Origin of the sequence: Amycolatopsis sp. Hca4, from assembly GCF_013364075.1 — a bacterium.
GTDB lineage: Bacteria > Actinomycetota > Actinomycetes > Mycobacteriales > Pseudonocardiaceae > Amycolatopsis.
In genome coordinates, this window is record NZ_CP054925.1 from 1,925,687 (window position 1) to 1,941,383 (window position 15,697).

Sequence of the window (15,697 nt, forward strand, 5' to 3'; positions counted from 1 at the left end):
ATTGCACCTCAAGGCTGGAGCCGAGCCGCGAACTCCGGTTCGGGGACGCTCAGGCGAGCCACCGGTCGACCACGCGTGCCACCTCCCGCCCGTTCTCCTGTTCCATCACGTTCATGTGGTTCCCCGGCACCTCGACCGTCTCGTCGGCGAAAGGGATCTCGTGCCGCCAGATGGGGTGGTCGGGACCGACGCCGTCGCCCTCCGAGGGGAGCGGGTCCAGGGCCCGGACGAACAGCATCGGCGCCTTCGTCGCGCGCGGGGTGAACGTGTCCAGCACGTTGAGGTGGCCGCCCATCCCGGTGAGCCGGGCGTGGCCGATGCGGCCGAAGAAGTCCTCGCGCGCGAACATCTCGTCGGCCAGGGTCGGCTCGATCAGCGGCAGGTCCGCGTCGAAGAAGTACGTGTCGACGAGGACCACGCCCGCCGGGGTGCGGCCGCGGTCCTCCAGGCGCAGTGCCGCCGCCGTGGCCAGCCAGCCCCCCGCCGAATAGCCGACCAGCGCGAACGGCTCCCCGTCCGCGGCCCGCTCCACCGAATCCGCCAGGAGACCGGCCATCGCGTCGAACGACGCCGGCAGCTTCTCCCGCGCGTCGGCGTACCCCGGCAGGTACACGACCGAGACGTCCCTGACGCCTTGCAGTTCGGCCGCGAACCGCGCGTAGTGCAGCGGGCTCGACGACGCCGCCAGCGTGGGGATGCAGATCAGCCGCGGCCGCGCGGGGCCGGTGGCCAGGTTGACCGGCGGCGGCAGTTCCGCCAGGTATGCCGCGTCGTCGTACTTGGGCCGCAGCCGCGCCGCCGCGCGGAGGAACTCGTTGCCGGCGACGATGTCCCGCCGTTCCCAGGCCTGGCGGTACAGGGCGTTGACGGTGTCGCCCTCGTCCGCCGGGGCGGCGGGCCGGCCGGGCGCCAGCTCCCCGGTGAGGCGGCCGGCCAGCGCCGCGGGCGTGGCCAGGTCGAAGACGACCGACACGGGCAGCCGCGTCCCGGTCGCCGCGGCGAGGCGGTTGCGCAGTTCGACCGCCGTGAGCGAGTCGAACCCGGCTTCGAGGAAGGGCTGCCCGGCGGTGATCGCGTCCGCGCCCGCGTGGCCGAGCACGACGGCGGCCTCCTGCCGCACCAGCTCCAGGACGCGGGCCCGGCGGTCCTCCTCGGACAGTCCGGCGAGCTCGCCGGCGAACGACCCGGCGGAACCGGGCGCGGTTTTCGCCGCCCGCCGGACGGGGGCCCGGACCAGCCCGCGCAGCAGCGCCGGCACTCGCTCGCCGGAGTTCCGGAGCGCGGCCCGGTCGAGCCCGATCGGCACCACGACCGCCTCTTCACCGGCGAGCGCCGCGTCGAAGAGCCGCAGACCATCCTCTTCGGACAGTGCGACGACGCCGGCGCGGGCCATCCGGTTCCGGTCGGCGGCGCCGAGACCGCCCGCCATGCCGCCGTCCTGCTGCCACAGGCCCCAGGCGAGGGCCGTCGCGGGCAGGCCGTCGGCCCGGCGCCGCTGGGCCAGCGCGTCGGCGAAGGCGTTCGCGGCGGCGTAGCCTGCCTGTCCCGGCGCGCCGAACTGGCCGGCGGCCGAGGAGAACAGGACGAACGCCGCCAGGCCGAGATCCCGGGTCAGCTCGTCGAGGACCAGGCCCCCGTCGACCTTCGGTCGCAGAACGGCGTCGAGCTGTCCGGGCCGCAGCGAGGTGAGCACGCCGTCATCGAGCACGCCGGCGGTGTGCAGCACGACGGTGAGCGGATGCGCGGCGGGCACCCCGGCGAGCAGCGCGCGAACGGCTTCCCGATCGGCGACGTCACAGGCGGCGACGGTCACGTCGGCGCCCGCGCCGGTCAGCTCGGCGGCGAGGTCGGCGGCCCGTTCCGGCCGCCGGGCGGCGAGCAGCAGGTGCCGCACCCCGTGGACGCGGACGAGGTGCCGGGCGAGCACGCGGGCCAGGTCCCCGGAGCCACCGGTGAGGAGAACGGTTCCGTCGCGGTCGAAGGCGACCGGCCCGGCAGAGGAGGCGGCGGCGGTCAGCCGGGGCACGCGGGCGGCGCCGTCGCGGAGCACGAGCTGCGGCTCACCGGTGGCCACGGCACCGGCGAGCGCTGCGGCGGAGGCTTCGGTGGCGTCGCTGTCGACGAGGACGAACCGGTCCGGGTGCTCCGCCTGCGCCGACCGCAGCAGGCCCCAGAGTGGGGCTTGGACCAGATCGGGAGCGGGGGCGGCGACCGCGTTGCCGGTGACGAGCACGAGTTTCGAGCCGTCGAACCGCGCGTCTTCGACCCAGGAACGGGCGAGGGCGAGGGTGCGCTGGACGGCATCACGAACGGCGGCGGCGCGCACGGCCCCCGTGCCTGCGCCGCCGACGGCGGACGCAGCCGGGACGGCGCGCGGGACCGTGGCACCCAGGCCGGCGTCGGCCGTGCCCGGGTCACCGGCAGGTACCGTGGCCAGCACCACCGGCGGCACCGCCGTCCCCGCGTCGAGGGCCCGGCCCAGCTCCGCCAGGTCGCCGTACTTCGCCGACACCGTCACGTGTTCCGGTGCCGGGCCGACCACCGGCCACGCCGCCTGCTCGGCCGCCGCGAGTGGCAGCCCGGGCCAGTCGACCCGCAGGAGCTCGCCCGCCAGGGGCCGGTCGCCCAGCCGGCCGGCCGGGCGAAGGACCAGGGACTCCACCGTCAGCACCGGCCGGCCGGCCGGATCCCACGCCACCAGCGAAAGCGCCTCTCCCCGGCCGGGGCGAGCCGGACCCGCAGGCTCGGCGCCCCCTCCGCGTGCAGGCGGACGCCACTCCACGCGAACGGCAGCCGCGGTACTCCCGGCTCCGCCGCCGACGCGAGGCGTGCCGCCGCGTGCAGGGCCGCGTCGAGCAGGGCCGGGTGGATGCCGAACCCGTCCGCGTCGACCGGCAGCGTCACCTCGGCGAACACCTCCTCGCCCGCTCGCCACGCGGCGTCGAGGCCCTGGAACGCCGGGCCGTAGCCGAGTCCCGCGGCCGCCAGGTCGTCGTGCAGCTCCGGGACGGACAGCTCCTCGCCCGCCGGTGGCCAGTCCGGTACCTCGCCGGGCTCCTCGCCCGCCGCCACGAGGACGGACCCCGTCGCGTGCCGCGTCCACGGCCCTTCGCCGGTCTGCGCGTGCACGCCGACCGTGCGGCGGCCCGACGGCTCGGGCGCGCCGAGCACCACCTGGACGCGGGTCGCCTCGTCCGGCAGGACCAGCGGGGCCTCGAGCGTCAGTTCTTCCAGCTGCCCGCACCCGGCTTCCTCCGCGGCCCGCAGCACCAGCTCCACGACGGCGGCCCCGGGCAGCAGCCGCTTGCCCAGCACCTCGTGGTCGCCAGTCCACGACCCGGCCGCGGCCGGGAGCCGCCCGGTCAGCACCAGTTCACCGGTCGACGGCACCGGCACGCACGCGGTGAGCAGCGGGTGCCCGATCGCGGTGAGCCCGGCGGCTTCGACGTCCCCCGTCCGCGGCGGCTCCCGGAGCCAGAAGCGCTCGCGCTGGAAGGCGTAGGTCGGCAAGTCGACAGTGCGGCCCTCCGCGACCACCGCCGCCCAGTCCGGCGCCAGCGTCGCGAGCGCGCCGAAGAGCGTTTCCGGCTCCGGCCGCCCGTCCCGCAGCCCGGGCACGAAGCGGATGTCGCCGGTGCAGGCCGGGCCCATCCCGGACAGCACGCCGCCGGGCCCGAGTTCCAGCCCGGTCGTCACGCCCGCGGTCCGCAGCTCCTCGACGGCGTCGGCGAAGCGCACGGTCGCACGGACGTGCGACACCCAGTAGTCCACAGTGGACATGCTGGCGGCGCGGGACACCGTCGAGTGCACCGGGATCCGCGGCTCGGCGAAGGTGAGGCCTTCGACGACGCGGCGGAACTTCGCCAGCATCGGCTCCATCAGCGGTGAGTGGAACGCGTGCGACACGGCGAGGGCCTTCGTCCGGCGGCCCTGCCGGGCGAACGTCTCCGCGATCCGCTCGACGTCCGCCCGCGCCCCGGACACCACGACCGCCCGCGGCCCGTTGACGGCGGCGATCCCGGTCGTGTCCCCCAGGTGCGGGCGCACTTCGGCCTCGGTGGCCTCGACGGCGGTCATCGCCCCGCCCGCGGGCAGGGCCTGCATCAGCGCGCCACGGGCGGCGACCAGCGTCGCGGCGTCGTCGAGCGAGAGGATCCCCGCGGCGTGCGCGGCCGCGATCTCGCCGATCGAATGCCCGGCCAGCGCGTCCGGGAGCAGGCCCCACGACTCCAGCAGGCGGAACAGCGCGACCTCGACCGCGAACAACGCCGGCTGCGCGTACTCGGTGCGGTCAAGGGCTTCGGCGTCCCCGAAGACGACTTCCCGCACCGGCAGCGGGAACCGCACACACACCGCGTCGAAGGCCTCGGCGTAGACCGGGAACCGGTCGTACAGCTGACGGCCCATGCCGGCGCGCTGGGCACCCTGGCCGGAGAACAGGAACGCCACCTTGCCCTCGGCGGCCGGTTCGGCTTGGACCCGCGCGAGCGCGTCGAGCAGCGCCGTCCGGTCCGCTCCGGCGGCCACCGCCCGGTACCCGAACCGGGACCGCGTGACGGCCAGTGACCACGCGATGTCCACAACGGACAGTTCCGGCCGCTCCGCCACGAAGGACGCCAAGCGGGCGGCCTGGTCACGCACGGCCTGCGCGGTCCGGCCGGACAGCACCCAGGGCACCACCACGGTTTCCGGGCCCGGCGCCGGTTCCCCGTCCGAGGGCACCTGCTCGACGATCACGTGCGCGTTCGTCCCGGACAGCCCGAACGCCGACACCCCGGCCCGGCGGGGGCGTCCGGTCTCCGGCCACGCCACCGCCTCGGTGAGCAGCCGCACCGCCCCCTCTGTCCAGTCCACCTGCGGGGTCGGCTCGTCGACGTGCAACGTCCGCGGCAGCACCCCACGGCGCATCGCCTCGACCATCTTGATGACCCCGGCCACCCCCGCCGCCGCCTGCGTGTGCCCGATGTTCGACTTCACCGAACCCAGCCACAAGGGCCGGTCCCCCGGCCGGTCCCGGCCGTACGTCGCCAGCACCGCCTGCGCTTCGATCGGGTCGCCCAGTTTCGTGCCGGTGCCGTGCGCTTCGACGGCGTCGACGTCCGCGGTGGACAGGCCGGCGTTCGCCAGTGCCGCCCGGATCACGCGCTGCTGCGCGGGTCCGTTCGGCGCGGTCAGGCCGCTGCTCGCGCCGTCGGAGTTGACCGCCGAGCCGCGGATCACCGCCAGCACCGGGTGACCGCGGCGACGGGCTTCGGACAGCCGTTCCAGCAGCAGGATCCCGGCTCCTTCGGCCCAGCCGGTGCCGTCCGCCGCGGCGGCGAACGGCTTGCACCGGCCGTCCGGGGCGAGGCCGCGCTGCCGGGAGAACTCGAGGAACGCAGCCGGCGTGGCCAGGACGGTGACCCCGCCGGCCAGTGCGAGCGTGCATTCCCCCCGCCGCAGCGACTCGCTCGCCAGGTGCAGCGCCACCAGCGCCGACGAGCACGCCGTGTCCACCGTGATCGCCGGGCCTTCGAGACCGAGGGTGTAGGCGATCCGGCCGGAGGCGATACCGCCCGCGCTGCCCGTGCCGAGGAAGCCCTCGAGTCCTTCCGGCGCCCTGCCGTTCCAGACCCGGGCGCCGTACTCGGTGTAGATGACCCCGGCGAACACTCCCGTGCGGGTGCCGCGCAGCGACGCCGGGTCGATCCGGGCGCGTTCCACCGCTTCCCAGGCCGTCTCCAGCAGCAGCCGGTGCTGCGGATCGGTGGCCAGTGCCTCGCGCGGGCTGATCCCGAAGAACCCGGCGTCGAACTCGGCCGCGCCGGGCAGGAACGCGCCCGCCGCGGTGGTGGACGTGCCGGGGTGGTCGGGGTCGGGGTCGAACAGCCCGCCGAGGTCCCAGCCCCGGTCGGCCGGGAACTCGCCGACCGCGTCGACACCGTCGGCGACCAGCCGCCACAGCTGCTCCGGCGACTCGGCCCCGCCGGGAAAGCGGCAGGCCGTCCCGATGATCGCGATCGGCTCCCTGGCCCGCTCTTCGAGTTCGCGCAGTTTCTGCCGGGCGTCGCGTGCCTCGGTGACCGCGCGCTTGAGATAGGTGCGGAGCTGGTCCTGCTCGGCCATGTCACGCCACCCCGAAGTCGTTGTCGATGAGGTCGAAGAGTTCTTCGTCGGACGCCCCGTCGAGGTCACGGGGGCCGTCGTCCGGTGCGGCGCCCGGATCGGCGGCAAGGGCCTGCAGGCGGGTGAGGATCCGGGCCCGCGCTTCCGGCCCGGCGGTCCGGAGCGCGGCGGCCACGCCGTCGAGGCCGGCGAGGGCCGCGGCCGCGGTGTCGTCGGCGTCCCCGGCGAGCCGGGCCTCGGTGAACGCGGCCACCGCGGCCGGCGACGGGTGGTCGAAGACCAGCGTGCTCGGCAGTTTGACGCCGGTGGCGGCGCTGAGCCGGTTGCGGAACTCCACGGCGATCAGCGAGTCGAAGCCGATCTCCAGGAACCCGCGGTCGTCGCGGACCGCCGCGGCGGACGTGAATCCCAGCGCGTCCGCGGTCAGCTGCCGCACCAGGCCGAGCACGGCTTCGGCGCGCTCCGCCGGGGCCGCGCCGCGCACCCGCCGCGCGAAGCCGGCCGGGTCCGGGCCGCGGCCGGTGTCCCGCCGCCGCGGCGGCCCGGCCAGGCCGCGCAGCACCGCCGGGACCTCGGCCGGATCCTCCGCCGAGCGCAGGACGGTCGTGTCGACGCGCACCGGGACGACGACGGCGTCGTCCACGGCCAGCGCCGCGTCGAACAGTTCGAGGCCCTGGTCCGAGGACAGCGGGAGCAGGCCGATCCGGGCGCCGCGGGCGAGGTAGACGTCGCCGAGGCCGCCGCTCATCCCGCTCGGCTCGGCCCACAGGCCCCAGGCCAGCGCCTTCGCCGGCACGCCCGCGGCGCGCAACCGCCGGGCGAACGCGTCGAGGAAGGCGTTCGAGGCCGCGTAACCGGCTTGCCCGGCCGTCCCCAGCAAGCCCGCCGCCGACGAGAACAGCAGGAACGCCGCCAGGTCGTGGTCCTTCGTCACCTCGTGCAGGGCCAGTGCCGCGTCGAGCTTGGGCCGCAGCACCGTCTCGATCCGCTCGGGGGTCAGGGCCGTGACGACGCCATCGTCCAGCGCACCCGCCGCGTGCACGACCGCGGTGAGGTCCGGCAGGCCGGCCACGACCTCGGCCAGCGCGGCCCGGTCCGCCGCGTCGCACGCGTGCCAGCTGACGTCGGCACCCCGGTCGCGCAACTCCGCCAGCAAGGCGGCGGCTTCCGGGCTGCCGGCCCCGCGCCTGCCGAGCAGCGCGAGCCGGGTGACGCCGTGGTGGCCGACCAGCCGCCGGGCCACCAGGCCGCCGATCAGCCCGGAGGCGCCGGTGACCAGCACGGTCCCGCCGCCCCACGCCGGAGCCGCCTCGCCGGGGTCCGCCCGGGTCAGGCGCGGGACGCGGAACTCGCCGTCCCGGACGGCCACCTGCGGCTCGCCGAGGGCGACAGCTGCCGCGAGGTGGTCGCCCGCCGGGTCGTCCACGAGCACGAACCGGCCGGGGTGCTCGGACTGCGCGGAGCGCACCAGGCCCCAGAGCGCGGCCTGCGCCGGGTCCGGCAGCTCCCCGGCCGTGGCCGCGACGCCGCCGCGGGTGTGCAGCACGAGCCGGTCGGTCCCGGCGCGGTGGTCGTCGCCGAGGAAGGCCTGCACGAGTTCCAGCGCCCGGAACGTCGTCCGGCGGACGGTCCCCGCCGGATCGCCGTCCTCGGCGGCGAACCCGGCCAGCAGGATCCCGCTCGCCGTCGCCACGTCATCCACTGTGGACACCGCGGTCCAGCTCGCCGTCGGCTCGGCCGGGGCCGCGACGGGCACCCAGTCGAGCCGGTGCAGCCCGTCGGCGGCCGGGCGGGCCGGTTCGGGGACCGGCCGCGTCACCAGCGCGCCGATCCGGGCGACCGGTTCCCCGGTCTCGCTCGTGACGGTCACCGCGAGCCCGTCGCCGGCCGGGGACAGCCGGACGCGCACCGCGGTGGCCTCCGCCGCGAACCGCGTGTAGCCGGTCCACGAGAACGGCAGGCCGTCCGGGGCGTTCCGCAGCCCGGACGCGTGCAGCGCGGCGTCCAGCAACGCCGGGTGCAGCCCGAAGGAGTCCGGTGCGCAGCCGTCCGGGAGGCGGACCTCGGCGTAGACGTCGTCGCCTGCCACCCAGGCCGCGTGCAGGCCGCGGAAGGCCGGGCCGTAGCCGTAACCCCGCTCGGCGAGGTCGTCGTAGAAGCCGGCCAGGTCGACGGGAACCGCTCCGGGCGGCGGCCAGCCGGGCAGTCCGGTCGCGGTCGGCGCGCCCGCCGACAGCACCCCGGTGGCGTGACGCGTCCAGGTCTCCTCGCCACCGGTCCGGGAGTGGACGGTGACGGACCGCCGTCCCGACTCGTCCGGCGCACCGACCAGCACCTGCGTCTCGACGGTGCCGGTCGTCCCGAGCACCAGCGGTGCTTCGAGCGTCAGTTCGCCGACGTCCGGGCACCCGGTCCGCTCGCCCGCGGCGCTCGCGAGTTCGAGGAAACCGGTGCCGGGGAACAGGATCACGCCGTGCACGGCGTGATCGGCGAGCCACGGCTGTCGCGCGACGCTCAGCCGTCCGGCGAACGCGACTTCCGCGCGCCCGGCGACGGCGACGACCGCGCCGAGCAGCGGGTGCCCGGAGCCGGGTGGCCCGTCCGGCGAACCGCCGGACGGCGCACCGCGGTCCAGCCAGAACCGCTCGCGCTCGAACGGGTAGGTGGGCAGCGGGACGCGCCGCGCGTCCGGGAAGAACGACCGCCAGTCGACGGGAACACCCCGCACGTGCAGGGTGGCCACCGATTCGGCGAACCGGTCCGTGCCGCCGTCGTCGCGGCGCAGGGTGCCGGTCACCACCGCGTCGGCGCCCCGGTTCTCGACGGTTTCCAGCAGCGCGTTCAGCAGCACCGGGTGCGGCCCGACCTCGACGAACGCCGTGTGCCCCAGCCCGGCGAGCCGCTCGACGACCGGTTCGAGCAGCACGGTCTGCCGCAGGTTCCGGTACCAGTAACCGGCGTCCGTCGCCGGGCCGCCCAGCCGTTCGCCGGTGACGGTCGACCAGAACGCGATCTCGGGCACCCGCGGCCGGATCGGGGCCAGCTCGCGCAGCAGCCGGTCGTGGATCCGCTCGACGTGCGCCGAGTGCGAGGCGTAGTCCACCGGCACCGCCCGGGCCCGCACGCCTTCGCCGTCGCAGTACGCGATCAGCTCACCCAGTGCATCGGGATCACCCGAGACCACTGTGGACGACGGCCCGTTGACGGCGGCGAGCGCGAGCCGGCCGCCCCAGCGGGCCGGCAGGTCCGCCGCCGCGGCTACGGGCAGGGCGACCGAGACCATCCCGCCCTGCCCGGCCAGCTCGCCCAATGCCTTGCTGCGCAAGGTGACCACGCGCGCGGCGTCCGAAAGGGACAGTGCACCGGAGACGCACGCCGCGGCGATCTCGCCCTGCGAGTGCCCGACGACCGCGTCCGGCTCGACGCCGGCGGACTGCCAGAGCCGGGCCAGGGAAACCATCATCGCGAACAACGCCGGTTGCACGACGTCGACGCGGTCCAGGCCTGGTGCACCGGGTTCGCCGAGCAGCACGCCGGTCACCGACCAGCCGGCGAACTCGCCCAGTGCGGCGTCGCATTCGGCCATCCGCTTGGCGAACACCTCCGACTCGCGCAGCAGCCGCGCACCCATCCCCGCCCACTGGCCGCCCTGGCCGGGGAAGACGAACACGGTCCGGCCGGGGCTCGTCGCGGCGCCGGAGACCACCGAGGACGCCGGGCCGCCCGCCGCGAGTGCCTGCAGCGCCGCCCGCGGGTCCGCGGCCGGCAGCACCACGGCGCGGTGCTCGAACAGCGGGCGTGCGGCCAGGGACGCACCCAGATCCGCCCACCGGACGTCCTCTTCACCATCCACGTGGGACAGCAAGCGGGCGGCCTGCGCGGCCAGCGCGGTCCCGGTCTTCGCCGACAGGACCAGCGGCCCGGCCGCCGGGGCCGGGGCCGGTCGCGGGCGCTCGCGCACCGGTGCCTGTTCGAGCACGACGTGCGCGTTGGTGCCGCTCATGCCGAACGACGAGACACCGGCCCGGCGCGGCCGGCCGCCGTCGGGCCACGCCACGGCCTCGGTGAGCAGCCGCACCGCGCCCGCGGTCCAGTCCACCTGCGGCGTCGGCTCGTCGGCGTGCAACGTCCGCGGCAGCACGCCGTGCCGCATCGCCGCCACCATCTTGATCACCCCGGCCACCCCGGCCGCCGCCTGCGTGTGCCCGATGTTCGACTTCACCGAACCCAGCCACAGCGGCGTTTCCCGGTCCTGGCCGTAGGTCGCCAGCAGTGCCTGCGCCTCGATCGGGTCGCCGAGTTCCGTGCCGGTGCCGTGCGCTTCCACGACGTCCACTTCGGACGGCCGGAGCCCGGCCCGCGCCAGCGCGTCCCGGATCACCCGTTGCTGCGAAGGGCCGTTCGGCGCGGTGAGGCCGTTGCTCGCGCCGTCGGAGTTGACCGCGGAACCGCGGATCACCGCCAGCACCTCGTGGCCGTGGCGCTCGGCGTCGGAGAGCCGTTCCAGCAGGAGCACACCCGCGCCTTCGCCCCAGGCCGTCCCGTCGGCGGCGGCCGAGAACGGCTTGCACCGCCCGTCCGGGGCCAGCCCGCGCTGCCGCCCGAACTCGACGAACGCGCCGGGATTGCTCATCACGGTCACGCCGCCGGCCAGTGCCAGTGTGCATTCGCCGCGCCGCAGCGACTCGGCCGCCAGGTGCAGCGCCACCAGGGACGACGAACACGACGTGTCGATCGACAGGGCCGGGCCTTCCAGGCCGAAGGTGTAGGCCACCCGGCCGGCCACGACGCTGGAGGCGATGCCGGTGAGCAGGTGCCCGGCCGCGGCTCCGGCGGCCGAGTCCCACGGCGGGCCGTAGCCCTGGTGCGTCACGCCGGCGAACACGCCGGTGCGGCTGCCGCGCAGGCCGTGCGGATCCAGGCCGGCGCGTTCGACGGCCTCCCACGAGATCTCCAGCAGCAGGCGCTGCTGCGGGTCCATCGCCCTGGCCTCCCGCGGGCTGATGCCGAAGAACGCGGCGTCGAACCCGGCGGCGTCGTCGAGGAAGCCGCCGGAGCGGGTGTAGGTCTTGCCGGGGAGGCCCGGCTCGGGGTCGTACAGGTCATCGAGGTCCCAGCCGCGGTCGGCCGGGAAGCCCGAGACGGCGTCGCGGCCCTCGCGGACGAGGTCCCAGAACTCCTCCGGCGTGCCGGCACCGCCGGGGAACCGGCAGGCGATGCCGACGACGGCGATCTGCTCGTCGGCGGCGACAGGTGCGGCCGCAGTTTCGCCGAGGACGGTTCCCAGCGCCGTGCGGTGCAGTTCCGCGGCGAGCGCGGTGACGTCCGGGTGGTCGAACACGACGGTCGCCGGCAGCCGCAGCCCGGTTTCGCCGTTGAGCCGGTCGCGCAGCTCGACGGCGGTGAGCGAGTCGAACCCGAGTTCTCGGAAGGCACGGCCGGGGTCGACGCCGCCCGGCTCGTGGTGCCCGAGCACCGCGGCGACGTGCCCGCGGACCAGCGCGGTGACGAAGGGCAGCCGGTCGGCCTCGGGCACCTGCGCCAGCCGGGCCGCGAGCGGCGTGGTCCCGGCCGGGGCGGGGGCCGCGAACCGCCGTGCTTCGGGTAGTTCGTCCAGGAGGAAGCCGGGCCGGCCGGCGGTGAAGGCGGGCACAAAGGCGGCCCAGTCGATGTCGGCGACGACGACGGCGGTTTCCCCGTGGTCGAGAGCGTGCTGCACCGCGGCGACCGCGCGCCGGGGCGGCATCGCGGCGAGACCGCGACGGCGCAGGTGCTCCTCGACGCCGTCGTGGGCCGACATCCCGGTTCCGCCCCACGCGCCCCAGGCGATGGCCGTGGCCGGCAGGCCGCGAGCGCGGCGGCGCTGCGCGAGGGCGTCGAGGTAGGCGTTCGCGGCCGCGTAGGCCGCTTGGCCGTCGGCACCCCAGACCCCCGAAATGGAGGAGAACAGCACGAAGGCGTCCAGGTCGGTGCCGGCGAGCAGGTCGTCGAGGTGGGCCGCGCCGGCGGCCTTGGGCGCGGCGACCCGGGCCAGCTCGGCGGCGCTCGTGCCGTCGAGCGGGGTGAACTGCGGGACGCCCGCGGCGTGGACGACGGCGTTCGGCGGGTGCTCGGCCAGCAGCGCGGCGAGCGCGGCGCGGTCGGCGACGTCGCACGCGGCGACGGTCACCCGGGCGCCGAGCGCGGTCAGTTCGTCTCGCAGGTCCGCGGCGCCCGGCGCTTCGAGCCCTCGGCGGCTGCCGAGGACCAGGTGCTCGGCGCCGTTCTCGGCGAGCCACCGGGCGACGTGCGCGCCGAGCGCGCCGGTGCCGCCGGTCACCAGGACCGTTCCGCGCGGGCGCCACGGCCGTTCGGGCGCGGTGGCGGGGGCCGCCGCCCGGACCAGCCGACGGCCGTGGACGGCGTCCCGGCGGACCGCGACCCGGTCCTCGCTCGCCGTGCCGAGCAGGCCGGCGAACCGCGGCACCGCGCCGGCGGCGACGTCGGCGAGCCGGAGTTCGCGCTCCGGCGCCTCCAGCGCGGCCACCTGGCCGAGGCCCCAGATCCGGGCCTGGTCGGGGTCGGGGGTTTCGGCCGGGTCCACCGCGACGCCGGACCACGTGACGAGCCAGCACGGCGCGTCGATCCCCTCCAGGGCTTGCAGGGCGACGGTGGTGAGCGCCAGCCCCGCCGGGATCTCCGGGTGCCCGGGATGGGGCGTGGTCCCGGCGGCCAGGAGCGAAAGAACACCGGCGGGGGTCGTGTCGCCCAGTGCGGCGTGAAGGCGTTCGGCAACGGCGTGGCGGTCGAGGCCGGTGTCGAGCGTGACGGTGACGGCGTCCGGATCCAGGGCCTGGCGGATCTCCCCGGCCCAGGACGCGCCATCGGCCGGGAGCAGGACCAGCCAGGTGCCCGATGGCGGGGTCGCGGGCCGCTCCGGCAGGGCCGGCCACGTGATCCGGTAGCGCCACGGATCGCCGGCAGGCTGGTCGTGCTCGAGCCAGAACCGCTCGCGCTGGAAGGCGTAGGCAGGCAGGTCGACGGTCCGCGCGCCGGCGAAGAACGCCGGCCAGTCGGCGTCCCGGACGTGCCCGAGCGCGGTCACGGCGGTGACGGTCTCGGCCTCCCCCGCTCGCAGGGCGGGGACGAAGGTGAGGTCTTCGGCGCACTCGGCACCCATCGCGGACAGCACGGCGTCCGGCCCGAGTTCGACGCAGGTCGTCACGCCCGCCTCGGCCAGCGCGCCGACCGCGTCGGCGAAGCGGACGGTCGCGCGCACGTGCTCGACCCAGTAGCCGGGAGTGGCCGGGTCCGCCGACGGCGAGACGGCCGAGACGAGCGGAATCCGGGGCCGCGCGTAGGACAGCCCGGCGGCGACCGCCCGGAATTCTTCCAGCATCGGCTCGACCAGGGGCGAATGGAAGGCGTGCGACACGTCGAGCCGCTTGGTCCGCCGCCCGAGTCCGGTGAAGTGGGCGGCGATCGCGGCAACGGCGTCTTCGGCACCGGAGACGACGACGGCTTCGGGCCCGTTGACGGCGGCGATGTCGGCGGTGGCGGCCAGCCGCGGACGCACTTCGGCTTCGGCCGCCTGGATCGCGACCATCGCACCGGTCTCCGGCAGGGCCTGCAGCAGCCTCCCACGGGCGGCGACCAGCTTTCCGGCGTCGGCCAGGGAAAGCACCCCGGCGGCGTGGGCCGCCGCGAGCTCGCCGACCGAATGGCCCGCCAGCCGGTCCGGGCGGGCACCCCACGACTCGAACAGCCGGTAGAGCGCCACTTCCAGGGCGAAGATCGCCGGCTGGGCCAGATCCGTCCGGGTCAGCTCGGCGCCACCGAGCACGAGGTCGCGGTCGATCCCCGCGGCGGCGCACGCTTCGTCGAAGGCCCGCGCGTACACCGGGTACCGCTCGTGCAGCTCGCGCCCCATCCCCCGGCGCTGGCTGCCCTGGCCGGTGAAGAGGAACGCGGGCTTCCCGCCCGCGACCCGCCGCGGCCGCACGGTCTCGAACGCCGCCAGCAGGGTGTCCCGATCCGCACCGGCGACGACGATCCGGTGCTCCCACGCGGACCGGGTGGTGAGCAGGGAAAACCCGATGTCCGACGGGGACAGTTCCGGGTGTTCCGCCGCGAAGGCACGCAGGCGCGCGGCCTGGTCCCGGGCCGCGGCCGGGGTCGCGCCGGTGACCACCCAGGGCACCACACCCTCGTGCGTGCCCGGTTCGCCGCCCTCCGGCGCCTGCTCGAGGACGACGTGCGCGTTGGTCCCGGAGATCCCGAACGACGACACCCCCGCCCGCCGCGGGCGGCCGGTCTCCGGCCACGGCACCGGTTCGGACAGCGGGGAGATCGCTCCCGCGGTCCAGTCCACCTGCGGGGTCGGCTCGTCGAGGTGCAGGGACTTCGGCAGCACGCCGTGGCGCATCGCCTGCACCAGCTTGACGATGCTCGCGACACCCGCCGCGGCCTGGGTGTGGCCGAGGTTGGACTTCACCGAGCCCAGCCACAGCGGGGTTTCCCGGTCCTGGCCGTAGGTGGCCAGGAGGGCCTGCGCCTCGATCGGGTCGCCCAGCCGGGTGCCGGTACCGTGGGCCTCCACCACGTCGACGTCCGATGGGGACAGTCCGGCGTTCGCCAGCGCGGACCGGATCACCTGCTGCTGCGCCGGTCCGTTCGGGGCGGTCAGGCCGCTGCTCGCCCCGTCGGAGTTGATCGCCGAGCCCCGGACGACCGCGAGCACCGGGTGCCCCAGCCGCCGCGCGTCGGACAGCCGCTCGACCAGCAGCATGCCGACGCCTTCGCTCAGCGCCGTCCCGTCGGCGCCGGCGGCGAACGAGCGGCACCGCCCGTCGGCCGACAGCGCACCCTGCCGGGCGAACTCGACGAACATCATCGGCGTCGCCAGCACGGCGACCCCGCCGGCCAGCGCCAGCGCGCATTCGCCGCGGCGCAGGGATTCACAAGCCAGGTGCAGGGCCACCAGCGACGACGAGCACGCCGTGTCGACGGTGACCGCGGGACCGGCCAGGCCGAGGGTGTAGGAGATCCGGCCCGAGGCGACGCTGCCGGAGATCCCGGTGCTGAGGTAGCCCTCGAGGTCCTCCGGCGCCCGGCTCAGCCAGGACCCGTAGTCGTGGTAGACGAGCCCCGCGAACACCCCGGTCCGGCTGCCGCGCAGGGAAAGCGGGTCGATCCGCGCGTGCTCGATCGCCTCCCACGAGGCTTCGAGCAGCAGCCGCTGCTGCGGGTCCATCGAGAGGGCTTCGCGCGGGCTGATCCCGAAGAAGGCCGGGTCGAAGTCGGCGACGCCGTCGAGGAAGCCGCCCGAGCGCGTGTAGGTGGTGCCCGGCCGTTCGCGGTCGGCGCTGTAGAGCGCGTCGAGGTCCCAGCCGCGGTCGTTGGGGAACCCGGAGATGACGTCGGCGCCGGAGGTGACGACCTGCCACAGGTCCGCCGGCTCCCGGACGCCGCCGGGGAACCGGCAGCTCATCCCGACGACGGCGATCGGCTCGGCGGCCCCGGCGGTCAGTTCCCGGTTCCGGTGCTTGAGCCGCTCGTTCTCCTTGAGCGCGGCGCGCAGGGCCTCGACGATCTGTTCGGGCGTGGTGGTCAT

The 15,697-nt window shown here is 76.0% G+C and carries 3 protein-coding genes; all 3 read right to left on the minus strand.

Features of this window, described 5'->3' with window-relative positions; genetic code table 11:
* Positions 1 to 49: 49 nt before the first annotated feature.
* From HUT10_RS08550 to HUT10_RS08560, 3 genes are read right to left on the minus strand one after another with little or no spacing between them, the layout of a single operon-like run.
* Positions 50 to 2,698 (minus strand): type I polyketide synthase, encoded by a 2,649-nt coding sequence (locus HUT10_RS08550; RefSeq protein WP_176170677.1) that lies wholly within the window; start codon positions 2,696 to 2,698, stop codon positions 50 to 52.
* On the minus strand, positions 2,665 to 6,105 hold the full coding sequence (locus HUT10_RS08555; RefSeq protein WP_176170678.1) for a type I polyketide synthase: 3,441 nt from the start codon (positions 6,103 to 6,105) through the stop codon (positions 2,665 to 2,667). The genes HUT10_RS08550 and HUT10_RS08555 overlap by 34 nt, the downstream gene beginning before the upstream one ends.
* Before the next feature lies 1 nt (position 6,106).
* Positions 6,107 to 15,697, minus strand: coding sequence for a type I polyketide synthase (locus tag HUT10_RS08560; protein ID WP_176170679.1), 9,591 nt, complete (start codon positions 15,695 to 15,697; stop codon positions 6,107 to 6,109).